This window comes from Methylobacterium sp. OAE515 (assembly GCF_041806315.1).
GTDB lineage: Bacteria > Pseudomonadota > Alphaproteobacteria > Rhizobiales > Beijerinckiaceae > Methylobacterium > Methylobacterium tardum.
The window spans coordinates 3,877,413-3,895,368 of the sequence record NZ_JBGMUV010000001.1; the positions used below are offsets into that span (position 1 = coordinate 3,877,413).

General features: G+C 70.6%; 5 protein-coding genes and 1 pseudogene. 4 read left to right on the top strand and 2 right to left on the bottom strand.

Annotation, left to right across the window (positions count from 1 at the left end; translation table 11 throughout):
- Positions 1-3 precede the first annotated feature (3 nt).
- From ABIE45_RS18890 to glgB, 4 genes and pseudogenes are all read left to right on the top strand, one after another.
- The gene (locus ABIE45_RS18890; protein WP_192709554.1) at positions 4-4,911 is read left to right on the top strand and encodes a malto-oligosyltrehalose synthase; all 4,908 of its coding nucleotides are present in this window, start codon (positions 4-6) and stop codon (positions 4,909-4,911) included.
- A gap of 232 nt (positions 4,912-5,143) precedes the next feature.
- Entirely contained in the window at positions 5,144-8,524 is a 3,381-nt protein-coding gene (locus ABIE45_RS18895; protein WP_192709420.1) for a maltotransferase domain-containing protein, read from the top strand.
- Positions 8,525-8,670: 146 nt separating this feature from the next.
- Positions 8,671-11,950 (top strand): annotated as a pseudogene (treS, locus tag ABIE45_RS18900) (maltose alpha-D-glucosyltransferase).
- Positions 11,947-14,232: a 1,4-alpha-glucan branching protein GlgB gene (glgB, locus tag ABIE45_RS18905; RefSeq protein ID WP_192709422.1), complete on the top strand. Its 2,286-nt coding sequence runs from the start codon at positions 11,947-11,949 to the stop codon at positions 14,230-14,232. The pseudogene treS and the gene glgB overlap by 4 nt, the downstream one beginning before the upstream one ends.
- A gap of 243 nt (positions 14,233-14,475) precedes the next feature.
- Here glgB and glgA read toward each other — a convergent pair whose 3' ends face one another.
- Complete coding sequence (gene glgA / locus ABIE45_RS18910) at positions 14,476-16,014, bottom strand: glycogen synthase GlgA (protein ID WP_192709423.1); 1,539 nt, start codon at positions 16,012-16,014, stop codon at positions 14,476-14,478.
- Between the two features lie 350 nt (positions 16,015-16,364).
- Positions 16,365-17,951, bottom strand: a complete 1,587-nt coding sequence (locus ABIE45_RS18915) for an alpha-amylase family glycosyl hydrolase (RefSeq protein WP_192709424.1) — start codon at positions 17,949-17,951, stop codon at positions 16,365-16,367.
- Positions 17,952-17,956: the final 5 nt, after the last annotated feature.

A 17,956-nucleotide genomic window follows, 5' to 3' on the forward strand; every position in this document is an offset into this window, starting at 1 on the left:
AACGTGAGTGCCTTGGAACAGCTGGCCGACCTCGTCGGCGTGGCCGGCGGCTATACCGATGCCTTCGGCAAGCCCGTCGAGACGTCCCTGGAGGTGCGCCGTGGCCTGCTCGCGGCCCTGGGCTTCGCGGTGGAGGATGAGGCGGCGATCGCCGGGAGCCTCGCCGAGGTCGAGCGCCTGCGCCGCGGCCTGATCCCGCCGCTCCTGCCCGTGGAGGCCCGCCGGGCCGCCCGGGTGCCGGTGCGCCTGCAGGACGGTGCACCCCATACCCTGGTCTGGCGCCTCGTGGACGAGCGCGGCACGGCCCGGGAGGGCAGGGCCAACCCGCAAGGGTCCGAGCCGGGCTTCGAGCTGCCGCCGCTGACGCCGGGCTACCATCGCCTGACCGTCCAGGCCGGGCAGACCCGCACAGAAGCCTGGGTGATCGCCGCGCCCCAGCGCTGCTGGCGCCCGCGCCCCTACACGGAGGAGGGGGCTTCGGACTGGGGCATGGCCGCCCAGCTCTACGGCCTGCGCTCGGGCAGCAATATCGGCATCGGCACCTACGCGGATGCCGGCGAGGCCGCCCGCGAGGCCGCCCTGCGCGGCGCGGCGTTCCTGGGGCTCAGCCCGGTCCACGCCCTGTTCGGATCAGACCGGACCAAGATCTCGCCCTACTCGCCCTCCTCGCGCCTGTTCCTGGAGACCCTGTTCATCGCGCCACGCAGCCTGCCGGGGCTTGCCGGATCCCGGGCCGAGGCGCTGCTCGCCGAGCGGGAAGACGCGATCCGGGCCCTGCGCGAGGCCGCCCTCGTCGATCACCAGGGCGTGCATGACGTGCTCGACCCGGTGCTCCGGGCGCTCTGGGCGGAGTCGCCGGCCCGGGCCGGGACCGATGCGGGTTTCGAGCGCTTCCGTCAGGAGGGCGGCGAGGATCTCGAGTCGCACGCCGTGTTCGAGGCGCTGTCCGAGCATTTCCGGCAGCAGGGCGCCCACTGGCTGGGCGACTGGCCGGAGGATTATCGCCGGGCCGGCACGGAGGCGGTGCGGGCCTTCGCGGCGGAGAATGCCGAGCTGGTCGGCTACCACGCGTGGCTGCAATACCTCGCCGACCGACAGCTCGCCGAGGCCTCCGCGGCGGCGCTCGGTGCCGGCATGCGGGTCGGGCTCTACCGCGACCTCGCGGTTGGCGCCGACCGAGGCGGCTCCGAGATCTGGTCGCATCCGGAGCGCTTCGCCGACAAGGTCTCGATCGGCGCGCCGCCGGACCTGCTGGCACCGAAGGGCCAGAACTGGGGCCTGCCGGCCTTCGACCCGCTGGCGATGGAGCGCGACGGGCTCGCGGCCTTCCGGGCGCTGGTGCAGGCCAACATGCGCCACGCCGGCGCGATCCGGATCGACCACGCCTTCCAGCTCGCCCGCCTGTTCCTGATCCCGCTGGGCGCGGGGGCCCAAGCCGGCGCCTACGTGGCCATGCCGTTCGAGCCGATGCTGGCGGTGCTGCGGCTGGAGAGCCACCGCAACAAATGCCTGGTGATCGCGGAAGACCTCGGCACCGCGCCCGAGGGCTTCTCCGACGCGCTGATGCGGGCCGGGGTGCTGAGCTACCGGATCCTCGCCTTCGAGCGCGAGGCCGACGGCCGGTTCAAGCCGCCCTCGGCCTACCCGCGAGACGCGCTCACCGCCATCACCACCCACGACCTGCCGACCTTCGTCGGCTGGTGGCGCGGGGTCGACACCGACACCCGCCAGTCGCTCGGCCTCTACGACCAGGAGCGGGCCGAGACCGAGCGGAGCGAGCGCGTCGTCGAGCGCCGCCGCCTCGCCGAGGCGTTGGCGGCCGAACAGCTGCTGCCCTCCGCCGAGCCGCCGGATTCCGCGCCCTTCGAAGCCGCCGCCCGCTACCTCGCCCGCGCGCCCTCGATGCTCACCGCCGTCCAGTACGAGGACGTGGTCTCGGAACTCGCCCAGGCCAACGTGCCGGGCTCGACCGAGGGCTACCCGAACTGGCGGCGCAAGCTCGACCGGGACCTGGCGGACATCGCCGCCCCCGGCGGGCCGCTGGCGAAGCTCGCGGCGTCCCTCTCGGCCGAGGCGCGGGGCCCGCGCTCGGGCGCCGCGCGGCTCGCCGCGCCGCCGCCGCGCGCGACCTACCGGCTGCAGTTCCACAAGGACTTCACCTTCGCGGATGCGGGCCGGATCGTCCCCTACCTGCACCGGCTCGGGATCAGCCACGTCTACGCCTCGCCGCTCCAGAAGGCGCGGCCCGGCTCGACCCACGGCTACGACATCGTCGATCACGGCGCGATCAACCCGGAGCTCGGCGGCGAGGAGGGCTTCATCGCGCTCTCCGAGACGCTCCACGCCCACGGGATCAAGCTGCTGCTCGACATCGTCCCGAACCACATGGGCGTCGGCGGCTCCGACAATCCGTGGTGGCTCTCGGTGCTCGAATGGGGCTCCCTGTCGCCCTTCGCCGACGCCTTCGACATCGACTGGCAGCGGCTCGGGGCCGGGCGCAACCTCGTGATCCCATTCCTCGGCGACCGCTACGGCGAGGCCCTGGAGAAGGGCACGCTGGAATTGAAGTTCGACCCCGAGAAGGGCGCCTTCAGCGTCTGGCACTACGAGCACCAGCTGCCGATCCGCCCCTTGAGCTACCCGACCATCCTCAACCGGGTGATCGCCGCGATCGGGGCGGTGGACGACGACACCACCGCGGAACTGCTCGCCATCTCCGAGCGGCTGCGGGCGATGTCGATCGATACCGACGAGACCCGCCGCAAAGGCTTCCCTGAGGAGGCCGAGGGGCTGAAGCGCCGGCTCGCCGAGATCTACGGCGTGTCGCCGCTGATCCAGGAGGCCACCGCCAGCACGCTGGCGCTGCTCAACGGCTTCAAAGGCCGCCCGGACAGCTTCGGGCCGTTGCACCGGCTGCTGGAGGCGCAGGCCTACCGGCTGGCCCACTGGCGGGTGGCGTCGAGCGACATCAACTACCGCCGCTTCTTCGACGTGAACTCGCTCGCCGGCCTGCGGGTCGAGCTGTCGGACATCTTCCACCGCTCCCACGAGACCGTGTTCCGGCACGTCCGCGAGGGCCGGATCGACGGCCTGCGCATCGACCATATCGACGGCCTCGCCGACCCGCTGGGCTACGCAAGGGCGCTCCAGGCGGCTGTCGGACCGGGCTTCTACGTCGTCGTCGAGAAGATCCTGGAGCCGGGCGAGCGGCTGCGGCCCTGGCCGGTGGCCGGGACCACGGGCTACGACGTGCTCAACCAGCTCGACGGCATTCTCGTCGACAAGGGCCGGCGCGGGAAAATCGAGCGGCTCTACACCTGGGCCACGGGGTTCGACGAGCCCTACGGCTTCCAGCTCCGCGCCGCCAAGGCCGAGATCCTCGAGATCAGCTTCGCGAGCGAGCTGGAGGTGCTGACCACCGACCTCAAGGAGGTCGCGGACGCCGACCGGCGCACCCGCGACTTCACCGTCAACGCCCTGCGCCGGGCGCTGATCGAGATCATCGCGCGCTTCCCGACCTACCGGAGCTACCTGCCGTCGGATCTGGAGGAGGGCGAGGTCGAGCCCGAGGATGTCCGCCTGATCGAGGGCGCCGTCGCCAAGGCCAAGCGCTGGTCGAGCCTGCCGGACCGCTCGGTCCACGACTTCGCCGCCGACGTCCTGCTCGGTCGGGTCGAGACGGCGGGCCCCGGCCGGCCGGACCCGCGGGTGGTGCTGCGCTTCCGCCGCCGGTTCCAGCAGCTCACCGGCCCGGTCATGGCCAAGAGCCTGGAGGACACGCTGTTCTACCGCTACGCCTGTCTCCTGGGCCTCAACGAGGTCGGCGGCGATCCGGGCGAGTACGGGATCGACGCGGAGCACTTCCACGATCTGCAGATCGCCCGCGCCCGGGACTGGCCGAGCGCCATGATCACCACCGCGACCCACGACACCAAGCGGGGCGAGGATGCCCGCACGCGGCTGCTCGCCCTTTCGGAGATCCCCGAGGAATGGGCCAAGGCCTGGGACTTGTGGCAGCGGGTCGCCGGCCCGCACCTCGCCCGGATCGACGGCGAGCCGGCCCCGGACGCCAACGACCAGTGGATGTTCTTCCAGGCGATCCTGGGCGCCTGGCCACTGGAGCTTCTGGAGCGGGACGAGGCCGGGGCGATCGCGGATTTCCGGGACCGGCTGATCGCCTACGGCGAGAAGGCCATGCGGGAGGGCAAGCGCCGGTCGAGCTGGGTCAACGTCGACGAGGTCTACGAGGGCGCGGTCAGGCGGCTGTTCACGGCGCTGATCGCCCCGGGGTCGGATTTCCTGAGCGAAATCCGGCCCTTCGCCCGACGGCTCGCCCATCTCGGCATGCTGGCGAGCCTCGGCCGGACGGTCCTGAAATGCACCCTGCCGGGCCTGCCCGACACCTACCAGGGCACGGAGATCTGGGATTTCTCCTTCGTCGATCCCGACAACCGCCGCCCGGTGGACTACCCGGCCCTGGAGCGGATGCTGGAAGAGGGCGGGGCGCCCGCGGAGCTGCTGGGCCACTGGCCGGACGGGCGGGTCAAGCAGGCGACGCTGACGCGGCTGCTCGCCGAGCGGGCCGAGCGGCCGGACTTCTACGCCAGCGCCGCCTACGAGCCCGTGGACGCGACGGGTTCCCGGGCCGTCCACGTCATCGCCTACCGGCGGACCGATCCCGGCCAGGAGGGCGGCGACCTGTTCGTCGCGGTGCCGCGTCTCTTCGCGGGTCTGGTCGGCGAGGCGGGCTGGTCCGGCGAAGCCTTCGCGGGCACCCGGGTCGATCTCGGGCCGGGAACCCGCTGGCGGCACCTCGTCTCGGGGCGGATCGTCGAGAGTGGCGGGGAGGGGGCCGATCTCGGCGATCTCCTGCGCGACCTGCCCTACGCGGTGCTGCGGCGGGAGCCGTGACCGCGCCGTCATCGCGCGCAGCGAAGCGACCCAGGGCCGCACGACCTGAATCAGCGTGGCGCTGCTGGATGGCTTCGCTCCGCTCGCAAGGACGACGGCAGTCCGGGCGCTTCTTCGCGGGCCGCCTCCGCAGCCCTGTCACGCAAGTCTGCTGAGACAAGACAGGCCGGATCACGCGGCACACCCGCGCGGTTCGGGCGTTACGACACAGGAACGGGAGCCAGAAGCCAGCATGAACGCACCGACCAAAGCCGCTGCGACGTCCGGGGCCGAGGCCGTCCTGCCGGCCACGCTGGCGCCCCGTGCCGCGGGGCCGCGGATCTACAACCTGTTCCCGCTCCTGGTCGGGCGCGTCGCGGACTGGACCGCCGAGCTGCCGCGGATCGCCGCGCTCGGCTTCGACTGGATCTACCTGAACCCGTTCCACCAGACCGGCGGCTCGCGGAGCCTCTACGCGGTCGCCGATCCCGAGCGCCTCGACGAGCGGTTCCGCGATCCTGACGGCACGCCCGACGACGAGCAGATCCGCCGCTTCTGCGCCGCCGCCGAGGCGCTGGGCCTGTCGGTGATGACCGACCTCGTGATCAACCACACCGCCGACAACGCGCGGCTCGCCACCGAGCGGCCCGACCTGTTCATGAAGGAGCCCGACGGCTCGATCATGCATCCGGCCGCCGTCGATCCGGACGACCCGTCGATCCGCACCGTCTGGGGCGACCTGGCCGAGCTCGACTACCACACCCCCGCCGCCCGGGACGAGCTGACCCGGATCTGGGGCGCCTACGTGGCGCATCTGCAGGGGCTCGGCGTCGCGGGCTTCCGCTGTGACGCCGCCTACAAGGTGCCGCCGGAGACCTGGCGCGTCCTGATCGGGGAAGCCAAGGAGCGCGACCCCGCCTGCCTGTTCGCCGCCGAGACCCTCGGCTGCACCTTCGAGGAGGCCAAGGCCACGGCCGGCGCCGGCTTCGACTACCTGTTCAACTCCTTCGCGTGGTGGGACCTGAAGAAGCCCTGGGCACTCGAGCAGTACGAGCGCCTGCGGGTGCTGGCCCCCTCGATCGCCTTCCCGGAAAACCACGACATGAAGCGGCTCGCCGCCGAGATCGGCGGCGGCCCTGAGGCGGTGGCGCAGCATCTGCGCACGCGCTACGCGCTCGCCGCATTCTTCTCGGCCGGCGTCCTGATGCCGATCGGCTACGAGTGGGGCTACCGCCGGGCGCTGCACGTGGTCGAGACCACGCCGCGCGACCGCGAGAACGAGACCGGCATCGACATCTCCGGCTTCGTGCGGGCGATCAACGCCCTGCGGGCGGAGCTGCCGGCCGCCAATGTCGAGGGTGCGCAGATCCGGATCTCGTCGCCCGACAGCGATCTGGTGGCGCTCGCCCGCTTCGACACCGGGCACCCGGCCTCGGCCCAGCACGGGCTGATCGTGCTCTACAACCCGACCGAAAGACCGGTGCCGGTGGAGGCCGGGGCGCTCATCACCCGCACCGGCGGGATGCTCGGCGCCTTCGTCGACCGGACCCCGGAGGCCGAGCCGATCGCGTTCCATCCCGGCAGCGCCATCGACCTGATGCCGGGCGAGCTCCGCATCCTCGCGGCCAGCGCCCAGCAGGTCGCCCGGCTTCCCGCGCGCGGCACCCCGGACGGGGAGGGGCGGGTGGTGATCGAGGCGGTCAGCCCTGAGATCGACGGCGGCCGCTCGCCGGTGAAGCGGATCGTCGGCGAGTCCCTGCGGGTCGAGGCCGACATCTTCTCCGACGGCCACGAGATCATCGACGCCGCGATCCTGTCGCGGGTCGCCGGCACCGAGGCGTGGCGCGAGGACCCGATGGTCTTCGTCGACAACGACCGCTGGGCCGGGCACTTCCCCCTGGAGCGGAACGCCCGCTACGAGTTCACCCTGATCGCGTGGCGCGACGCCTTCTCGTCCTGGGTGCGCGACACCCTGAAGAAGCGCGCCGCCGGCGTCGACGTGCGCCTGGAGACGATCGAGGGCGTGGCTCTGGTCGGGACCGCCGCCTCCCTCGCCCGGACCCGCGGCGGCCGCGACGCCGACCGGCTCGCCGCGCTCGTGGCCGCGCTCGCCGCCGAGGAGACGGGCTCGGCCGCCCAGCTCGACCGGATCCTGGCCCCCGACGCGGCGCGCCTCGTGCGCCGGAACGCCGAGCGGGTGAACCTGACCCGCTATCCCGTGACCTTGCCGGTGATCGCCGACCGCCTCGCGGCCCGGTTCTCCGCCTGGTACGAGATCTTCCCGCGCTCCCAGTCGATGGACGTGAACCGCCACGGCACCTTCGACGACGTGATCCGGCGCCTGCCCGAGATCCGCGAACTCGGCTTCGACGTCCTCTACTTCACGCCGATCCATCCGGTGGGCCGGACCAACCGCAAGGGGAAGAACAACACCCTCAAGGCCGAGCCCGGCGATGTCGGCTCGGTCTACGCGGTCGGCGCGGAGGAGGGCGGCCACGAGGCCGTGCATCCCGACCTCGGCACGCTCGCGGATTTCGAGCGGCTGGTCGCGGCGAGCCACGCCTACGGGATGGAGATCGCCCTCGACTTCGCGATCCAGTGCTCGCCGGACCATCCGTGGATCAAGAACCATCCGGAATGGTTCGAGTGGCGCCCCGACGGCACGCTGAAATTCGCCGAGAACCCGCCGAAGAAGTACGAGGACATCTCGAACGTCCACTTCTACGGCGGCGCCCTGCCCTCGCTCTGGATCGAGCTGCGCGACATCCTGCTCGGCTGGTGCGCCCGGGGCGTGCGCATCTTCCGGGTCGACAACCCGCACACCAAGCCGATCCCGTTCTGGGAATGGGTGATCGGCGAGGTCAACGGCCAGTATCCGGACGCGATCTTCCTCGCCGAGGCCTTCACCCGGCCGAAGATGATGAAGAAGCTCGCCAAGGCCGGCTACCAGCAGAGCTACACCTACTTCACGTGGCGCAACACGAAGCAGGAACTCACCGACTACGCCCTCGAGCTGGCCGGCGAGATGGGCGAGTATTACCGCCCGAACTTCTTCGCCAATACGCCCGACATCAACCCGTACTTCCTCCAGACCAGCGGCCGCGCCGGCTTCGTGATCCGCGGCACGCTCGCCGCGACCCTGTCGTCGGTCTACGGCATCTACAATGGCTTCGAGCTGTGCGAGGCCGCGCCGTATCCCGGCAAGGAGGAGTATCTCAACTCCGAGAAGTACGAGCTGAAGGCCTGGGATTACGACCGGCCCGGCAACATCCGCGAGCACATCGTCAAGCTCAACACGATCCGGCGCGAGAATCCCGCCCTCTGGGACTTCCGCAACGTCACCTTCACGGGCGCCTGGAACGACAACATCATCGCCTACGCGAAGACGACGCCAGAGCGGGACAACTGCGTCTTCATCATGGTCAACCTCGACCCGAAGAACCGCCAGGAATGCACCTACGAGGTGCCGCTCTGGCTGCTGGGTCTGCCTGACGACGGCGCCGTGGAGGTCGAGGATCTGCTCCAGGGCTACCGGTTCGAGCTGCGGGGCAAGTCCCACCGCATCGCCCTCGATCCGGCCGAGCGATCCTGCGTCATCTGGCGCCTGCGGGCGCCGCGGCGGGTTGCGGGCTGAGGCCGCCCGTGGCACTCGACCATGACTCCTGACCCCGGCGACGGGCCCGCCCGTCGCCGACCATTGCCCCGCGCGGCCGACCGCCCGCGCCCCGGCCGGTCCCGACCGCCGGTCCCAGTCCCTTCGACCGATGAGGCAGCGACGCGATGATCGATCGCAGCGACCCGCAATGGTACCGTGACGCCATCATCTACCAGATCCACGTCAAGTCGTTCTTCGATTCGAACAACGACGGGATCGGCGATTTCGAGGGCCTGACCCAGCGCCTCGACTACGTGCGCGACCTCGGCGTCACGGCGATCTGGCTGATGCCGTTCTACCCCTCGCCGCTCCGCGACGACGGCTACGACATCGCCGATTACGAGGGCATCAACCCGTCCTACGGGACCATGGAGGATTTCAGGGCCTTCGTGGCGGCGGCGCACGAGCGCGGCCTGCGGGTGATCACCGAGCTCGTGATCAATCACACCTCGGACCAGCACCCCTGGTTCCAGGCCGCCCGGGAGGCGCCCCCCGGCTCGCCCGAGCGCGACTTCTACGTCTGGTCGGATACCGACGAGCCGTACCGGGACACGCGGATCATCTTCCTCGACACTGAGGCCTCGAACTGGACCTGGGACCCGGTCGCCAAGCAGTATTTCTGGCACCGGTTCTACAGCCACCAGCCGGACCTGAACTTCGACAACCCGAAGGTGCTGGACGCGGTCATCGCGACCATGCGCTACTGGCTCGACATGGGCGTCGACGGGCTGCGGCTCGACGCGATCCCCTACCTGATCGAGCGCGACGGCACGAATTGCGAGAATCTTCAGGAGACGCACGACGTCATCAAGAAGATCCGCGCCGCGCTGGATGCCAGCTATCCCGACCGGATGCTGCTGGCCGAGGCCAACCAGTGGCCGGAGGAGACCGCGCAGTATTTCGGCGACGGCGACGAATGCCACATGGCGTTCCACTTCCCGCTGATGCCGCGGATGTACATGGCGATCGCCCGGGAGGACCGGCACCCGATCACCGACATCATGCGCCAGACCCCGGAGATCCCGGAAGGCTGCCAGTGGGCGATCTTCCTGCGCAACCACGACGAGCTGACGCTCGAGATGGTCACGGCCGAAGAACGTGACTACCTCTGGTCGTTCTACGCCGCCGAGCGGCGGGCCCGGATCAATCTCGGCATCCGCCGCCGCCTCGCGCCGCTGCTCGAGAACGACCGGCGCAAGATCGAGCTGATGAAGTCCCTCGTCCTGTCGATGCCCGGCACGCCGGTGCTCTATTACGGCGACGAGATCGGGATGGGCGACAACATCTATCTCGGCGACCGCGACGGCGTGCGCACGCCGATGCAGTGGACGCCCGACCGCAACGGCGGCTTCTCCCGGGCCAATCCCCAGAAGCTGTTCCTGCCGGCGATCCAGGACCCGATCTACGGCTTCGACGCGATCAACGTCGAGGCGCAGACCCAGGCGCAGACCAGCCTGCTCAACTGGACGCGGCGCATGATCGCGATCCGCAACAACAGCGTCGCCCTCGGCCGCGGCACGATCCAGTTCCTGTATCCCTCGAACCGCAAGGTCCTGGCCTGGATCCGCGAGCACGAGGACGAGCGGATCCTGTGCGTGGCGAACCTGTCGCGCGCGCCCCAGGCGGTGCAGCTCGACCTGTCGGAACTGCGCACCGCGGTGCCGATCGAATTGACCGGCGGCACCGAATTCCCGCCGATCGGCGATCTGCCCTACCTGCTGACCCTGCCGTCCTACGGCTTCTACTGGTTCAGCTTGAACGCCGCGCGCTCCGGCGTGGTCGGCCCGCAGCAGGAGCCGCCGGAGCTGTTCACCCTGGTGCTCACCGGCGGCATCGAGAGCCTGATGTCGGGCCGCGAGCGCGTCGCCTTCGAGCGCACCGTGGTGCCGTCGTTCCTGATGAGCCGGCGCTGGTTCGGCGCCAAGGGCTCGCGGATCCGGGCCGTGAAGGTCATCGACTGCGCCGCCCTGAAGGACGGGGACGGGAGCGCGCGCTTCCTGCTGCCGCGGCTGCAGGTGCAGCTCGCCAACGGCGAGACCCAGGACTACTTCGTGCCGGTCGGCGTCGAGGAGGGCCGCGAGGACGAGGCGCTCCTTCCCTTCGCGGTCGCCCGGGTCCGGCGCGGCCCGCGCACCGGCCTGCTCTACGGCGCGGCCGGCTCCAACAGCTTCGCGGCCAGCCTGATCGAGGACATGCGGCGGGGCACCGAGCTGCCCACGGAGAGCGGGCGGCTGGTCTTCGCCACCACCTCGGCCTTCGACCCGGAGGTCACGGTCGACGTGGCCGACATCCGCCGGCTCTCGGCCGAGCAGAGCAACACCTCGATCGCCATCGGCTCGAAGATGATGCTCAAGCTGCTGCGCCGTCTGCAGCCGGGCATCCATCCCGAGATCGAGGTCGGGCGCTTCCTCACCGAGCAGGCGGGCTTCGCCAACACGCCGGCCCTGCTCGGTACCCTGGAGCACGTGGCCGAGGACGGCACCCGCACGGCGCTGGCGGTGCTGCAGAAGTTCGTCATGAACCAGGGCGACGCCTGGACGCTGATGCTGGGAGGGCCTGCGCCGGGACTTCGAGACCGTGGTGCTCACCCCCGAGAGCGAGGCGGCGACCCCCGCGGAGGCGTTCCAGGCCCACGGGCCCTGGGCCGACCTGCTCGGGCGGCGCACCGCCGAGCTGCACGCGGCCCTCGCCATCGAGACCGACGATCCGGCCTTCGCGGCCGAGCCGTTCACCGCGGACGATCTCGCGGTGCTGGCGCGCGACGCCCGCCACCAGGCCGAGCGCGCCTTCCGGGCGTTGAAGGGCCTGGCCGAGCGCGGCCTCGATGTCGGCAAGCCGGCCTGCGCGGCGCTGGCGGGGCGGGCGAGCGAGGTCGAGGCCTTGATCGCGGCGCTGACCGCCGAGCCGCCGGTCGGCGCCCACAAGACGCGCATCCACGGCGACTACCACCTCGGGCAGGTGCTGGTCGCCGAGAGCGACCTGATCATCGTCGACTTCGAGGGCGAGCCCTCGCGTCCGGCCGACGAGCGCCGGGCCAAGTCGATGCCGCTGCGCGACGTGGCCGGGCTGATGCGCTCCTTCGCGTACGGGGCCGAGACGGTGACCCGCGAGATCGCCGCCCGGTTCGGCGACAGCGAGGAGCGGGCGCGGGGCGCCGCCGCCGCGTGGCGGCGCATGATCGAGGCGGCGTTCCTGACCGGCTACCAGTCGGCCGTGGACGGGTCCCGGGCGGCCGTGACCGACCCAGACACGCGGGCGCGGCTGCTGCGCCTCTGCCTGCTGACCAAGGCCCTCTACGAAGTCGATTACGAGGCCAATAACCGACCGGACTGGATCGAAATCCCTGCCCATGGGGTTCTCACCATTCTGGACACGGACGGACACGAGCCCGGAGCAACTGCATGACGGCGATCGACGAGACCTTCGCACCGCGGGCCGAACCGGAGGCGGGGACGGCGCGGCATGCGGATGTCCCGGGCTCCGGCACCGCCGGGCAGCCGCCGAGCGTCCACCCGGACGCGATCGCCGCTCTGATGGCCGCCAGCCACGGCGATCCGTTCGCGGTTCTCGGGCCCCATCGGGTCGGGCCGAATGCCTGGGAGGTGCGCGCCGTGCTGCCCGAGGCCCGGGCCGCCGCCCTGGTGATGGACGGGCGCACCGTGCCGTTCGAGAAGCGTCACCCGGACGGCTTCTACGTCGCCCGGATCGCGGGCGAGCACCGGCCGCTCTACGAGATCGAGGTCGAATCCTGGGACGGCACCAAGCGCCGCCGCTACGACCCCTACGGCTTCGGCTCGTCGATCGAGCAGTATGACGTCGCCTCCCTGCGCGAGGTCGGCACCAACCTGGTCTACCGGATGCTCGGCGCCCAATCGGGGCAGCTCGACGGCATCGACGGCTTCCGCTTCGCGGTCTGGGCCCCGAATGCCCGCAAGGTCAGCGTGGTCGGCGACTTCAACGACTGGGACGGGCGCCGCCACCCGATGCGCCTCTGGCAGGACGGCGGCATCTGGGAGCTGTTCGTGCCGGGCCTGAAGGCCGGCGTGCGCTACAAGTTCGAGATCCGCGGGCCCGACGGGTCCCTAGTCCCGCTCAAGGCCGACCCGGTCGCCTTCGCGGCCCAGCACCCGCCGGAGACCGCCTCGGTCACCCACGGGTCGGGCGAGTTCGACTGGCGCGATTCCGGCTGGATGAGCACCCGCGGCGCCAAGGATCCGCGCCACGCGGCGATCTCGGTCTACGAGGTCCATCTCGGCTCCTGGGCGCGGGTGCCCGAGGAGGGCAACCGCTATCTCACCTACCGGGAACTGTCCGAGCGGCTGATCCCCTACGTCAAGGATATGGGCTTCACCCATATTGAGATGCTGCCGATCACCGAGTTCCCGTTCGACGGGTCCTGGGGCTACCAGCCGGTCTCACTGTTCGCGCCGACCAGCCGCTTCGGCACGCCCGAGGACTTCGCCGCCTTCGTGGACGCGGCCCACGAGGCCGGCATCGGCGTGCTGCTCGATTGGGTGCCGGGCCACTTCCCGCTCGACGCCCACGGGCTCGGCCTGTTCGACGGCACCCACCTCTACGAGCACGCCGACCCGCGCCAGGGCTTCCACCAGGATTGGGGCACCTACATCTACAATTTCGGGCGGACCGAGGTCGCGACCTTCCTCGCCGCCAACGCCCGGTTCTGGCTGGAGCACTACCACCTCGACGGCCTGCGGGTGGATGCCGTGGCGTCGATGCTCTACCTCGACTATTCCCGCCGCCAGGGCGAATGGATCCCGAACCGCTACGGCGGCAACGAGAATCTCGACGCCATCGACTTCCTGCGCAAGACCAACGAGGCGACCTACAGCCACGCGCCGGGGACCATCACGGTCGCGGAGGAATCGACCTCCTGGCCGGGCGTCTCGCACCCGACCTACACGGGCGGCCTGGGCTTCGGCTTCAAGTGGAACATGGGCTGGATGCACGACACCCTGCATTTCATGCAGGAGGATCCGATCCACCGCCGCTACCACCACCACAACCTGACCTTCGGGCTGCTCTACGCCTTCTCGGAGAATTTCATCCTGCCGCTCTCCCACGACGAGGTCGTGCACGGGAAGGGCTCGCTGCTCGGCAAGATGCCGGGCGACCGCTGGCAGAAATTCGCGAATCTCCGGGCCTATTACGGCTTCATGTGGGGGCATCCCGGCAAGAAGCTGCTGTTCATGGGCGGCGAGTTCGGCCAGGAGCGGGAGTGGAACCACGACCACAGCCTGGACTGGCACCATCTCGACGACCCGCTGCACAAGGGCGTGCAGAGCGTGGTGCGCGATCTCAACCGGCTCTACGTCTCAACGCCGGCTCTCTACAGCCGCGACGTCGAGCATACCGGCTTCCAGTGGCTCGTGGCGGATGATCAGGACAACAGCGTGATCGCCTGGGCCCGCAAGGGCGCGAAGCCCGGCGAGGTCGCCATCGTGGTGTCGAACTTCACGCCGGTGCCGCGCGAGGGCTACCGGATCGGCGTGCCGCAGGCGGGTTTTTATCGCGAGGCGTTCAACTCGGATGCCGGGGTCTACGGTGGGTCCAACCTGGGCAACCAGGGGGGCCGCCATACCGACGATCAGGCGAGCCACGGTCAGAAGCAGAGCCTGTCGCTGACCCTGCCGCCGCTCGCCACGATGATCTTCCTGCTGGAGGGGTGAGGAGACTTTCGCCTCCGCCCAGGCGTCACCGCGTCATCCCGGGGCCGCGCAGCGGAGCCCGGGATCCAGACCCGCCGACGCGTCAAGATCTGCACCGACGGCGGGTCTGGGCTCGCCTGCGGCGCCCCGGAACGACGGCGCGCAGTGAAGCGGCGCGAGAGGAAGCTCCCGCGCCGTTGGCAGAGACGATCTGAACCCGAACCGGCTTACCCGCCCCGCAGAGGGGAAGGCCGCGAAAAATCCCTACGCGGCCCGCCAGCGCAGCGCGATGCTGTTGCCGATCGCCCGTCCGTAGAGGCCGGCGTAGTTGTCGGCGGCCTGGTCCCAGCCGAACCGGGCCGACATGGCGCGCCGCCGCATGGCGTTGAGGCGCTTCTTCTGGCCGAAGGCTTCCAGCGCCCGGCGGACCGCCCCGCCGAAGGACGCCGCCGAGGCCTCCCCGAAGGTGAAACCCGTCACCCCGTCCTCGACGGTGTCGGCCAGGCCCCCGGTCCGGCGCACGATCGGCAGGGAGCCGAAGCGCTGCGCGTACATCTGGGCCAGCCCGCAGGGCTCGAAGCGCGAGGGCATCAGCAGGAAGTCGCTGCCGGCGAACATCCGCCGGGCCTGCGCCTCCTCGAAGCCGACATGGACCCCGACAGCCTCCGGATGGCGCTTGGCGAGGCCGCGGAGCGCCTGCTCGAACCGGCCCTCGCCCTGGCCGATCACCACGAGCTGGCCGCCCTCGGCCACGATGGCCTCGGCCGCCTGCAGGCTCAGGTCGATGCCCTTCTGGTGGACGAGGCGCGACACGATGGCGAAGAGCGGCCCGCGGGAGACGGCCAGGCCGAATTGCTGGCGCACCGCTTCGGCATTGGCGCGCTTGCCCTTCCAGTCGTCGATCTCGAAGCGCGTGGCGAGGTGCGGGTCGGTGCTCGGGTCCCAGGTCTCGTCGATGCCGTTGAGGATGCCGGCGAGCCGGCCCTGGCCGGCGCGGGTCCGCAGCAGCCCGTCGAGGCCGCAGCCCATCTCGGCGGTCTGGATCTCCCGTGCGTAGGTCTCGCTCACCGTGGTGACCTGCGAGGCGTAGAAGATGCCGGCCTTCAGGAAGGAGAGCTGCCCGTAGAACTCGGCGCCGTCGACCTGGAAGGCCGATTCCGGCACGCCGAGCCGCGGCAGGGCGTCCCGGGGAAACAGGCCCTGGTAGGCGAGGTTGTGGATCGTCAGGACGCTGGGAACCCGCCGGCCGCGCCAGGCGAGATAAGCCGGGGCCAGGGCCGCCTGCCAGTCGTTGAGGTGCAGGAGGTCGGCCGCCCAGTCGGGATCGATGCCGGCGGTGAGTTCGGCCGCCGCGAGGCTGAGGCGGGCGAAGCGCAGGTCGTTGTCGCCGAAATCACCCTGCTGGTCGCCGTAGGGCGTGCCGTCGCGCTCGTAGAGGTCGGGGCTGAGCAGGACGTAGATGCGCAGGCCGTCGACCGCCTCGACGAGGCCGAGGTCGCAGGCCGGGACGCCCGCGAAGCCCTCGAGGCGGGCGATGACCGGGATCTCGGGGAACGCCGCGCGGACCTGCCGATAGCCGGGGATCAGCACGCGGATGTCGTAATGCGGCACCAGGGCCCGGGGCAGGGCGGCCGAGACCTCGCCGAGACCGCCGGTCTTCACGAAATCGGCCATCTCGGGCGTCGCGTAGAGGATGCGGCGGCGCAGGGAGGCGGGACGGGCCGGAACCGATACGGGAACGCCGCCGTCCTCTTCGCCGGACGACCACTCGGCGAAGGAACCACCACGGCGCGCATCGAGCATCAGCATTGATCCTGGCCGGGCGGAATGCCCCGGTCTGGCAGACGATCGGCCAGGCACGGCTGTCGCGATCTCAACCACGGCTAATGCTCCTCTGCCGCGACGGTTCCGCTGCGACGCACAAAATACGCCACCGTGCGCATTAAGCGTCACTTACCTATGTCGCATTGCAGCAGAAAATCGCGACGGAACGGCGGTATTCGGCTCTTGAAGGAGCCTCTTCAGCCGGAGAAGTCGCCGACCGGACACGCCGGACGGGGCCTGCCCGCCGATTCCCGGCAGATGGGCGGCGCGCACCGGACACTGATTCGGTGTCCGGTCTGACGGGTGCCGAAGCCGGGAGCGGGCTCCGCTCACCCGGCGCGGCGCAGGATCACCCCCTCGGCAGGTTCCAGCGTCAGGGTCAGGTCGGCCGTCTCGCCCGCACGCCCTGCGCGGGTCGAGAGCAGCACGGTCCAGCCGCCCTCGGGCAGCGGCAGATCCTGCGACGCCGCGCCGAAGTTCAGGAGCACGCGCAGGACGGCCCCATCGGCGAAGCGCTCGTAGGCGAACACCTCGGCGATCCCCACCGGCACCGCTCGGTAGCCGCCCACGGCGAGCGCCGGGTGGTCGCGGCGCAGGCCGAGCAGCCGCCGGTGCAAGGTGAGCATCGAGCCCGGATCCGAGCGCTGGCTCTCGACGTTGCGGGTCGCCCAGTCCTCCGCCAGCGGCAGCCAGGGCTCGGCCGTGGAGAAGCCCGCCTGCGGGCTGTCGTCCCACTGCATCGGCGTGCGCTCCGGATCGCGGCCGTGCCCGGGCTCGTTGTGCTCCCACGGGTCGCGGGCGCGCTCTGGCGGGATCGGCACGTGGCCGAGCCCGATCTCGTCGCCGTAATAGAGGGTCGGCGTGCCCCGCAGGGTCAGGAGCAGCATCGCGGCGATGCGGGCCTGATCGGCCCCGACGCGGGCGGCGATGCGCGGCTGGTCGTGGTTGCCCAGCACCCAGTTCGGCCAGCCGCCTTCGGGCAGGGCCGCCTCGTACTGCGCCACGAGGTCGGCCACGGCCTCGGCCCGCCACAGGGTCTGGATCAGTTGGAAATTGAACGGCAGGTCAGCGCCCGTCAGGTCCGGACCGTAATAGGCGACCAGCCGCTCCACCGGCAGGTAGATCTCGCCGATCAGCACCCGCTCGCCGTAACCGCGCAGCACATCCCGCATTCCGGCGATCACGTCGAACACCTCCGGGCGGTCGGCGGAGTAGACCTGGGTGAAGCGGTTGATCTCGGGCGCGCCCGGCGCGTAGTCGGGATTGGCCGGGTTGTCGCGGAAACCCGCATCCTTCATCAGGTGCCAGATCACGTCGACCCGGAACCCGTCGACCCCGCGCTCCAGCCAGAAGCGGAGCACGTCGTGCATGGCCGCCCGCACCGCGGGGTTGCGCCAGTTCAGGTCCGGCTGCTCGGCCAGGAAGGCGTGGTAATAGTACTGGCCGGTGGCCGCGTCGAAGGTCCAGGCCGGGCCGCCGAAATTCGACAGCCAGTTGTTGGGCGGACCGCCATCGGGGCCGGGATCGCGCCAGATGTACCAGTCCCGCTTCGGGCTCGTGCGCGACGACCGGCTCTCCGCGAACCACGGATGCACGATCGAGGAATGGTTCGGCACGAAGTCGAGGATCACCTTCAGCTTGCGCCGGTGGGCCTCGGCGATCAGCGCATCGAAATCGGCCAGCGTGCCGAACAGCGGGTCGATCCCGCAGTAATCGGCCACGTCGTAGCCGAAATCCGCCATGGGCGAGGGGTAGACCGGCGAGATCCACACGGCGTCGACCCCAAGCCAGGCCAGGTAATCCAGGCGCGCCGTGATCCCCGGCAGATCGCCGACACCGTCGCCATTCGTGTCTTGAAAGGAACGGGGGTAGACTTGGTAGACGGTCCCGCGCTTCCACCAGACGGTGTCGGTCATGCTGC

Excerpts from the sequence above, each read along its gene's own strand:
- ABIE45_RS18895 (WP_192709420.1), top strand. The coding sequence starts at position 5,144 with ATGAACGCACCGACCAAAGCCGCTGCGACGTCCGGGGCCGAGGCCGTC.
- glgB (WP_192709422.1), top strand. The coding sequence starts at position 11,947 with ATGACGGCGATCGACGAGACCTTCGCACCGCGGGCCGAACCGGAGGCG.
- glgA (WP_192709423.1), bottom strand. The coding sequence starts at position 16,014 with ATGCTCGATGCGCGCCGTGGTGGTTCCTTCGCCGAGTGGTCGTCCGGC.
- ABIE45_RS18915 (WP_192709424.1), bottom strand. The coding sequence starts at position 17,951 with ATGACCGACACCGTCTGGTGGAAGCGCGGGACCGTCTACCAAGTCTAC.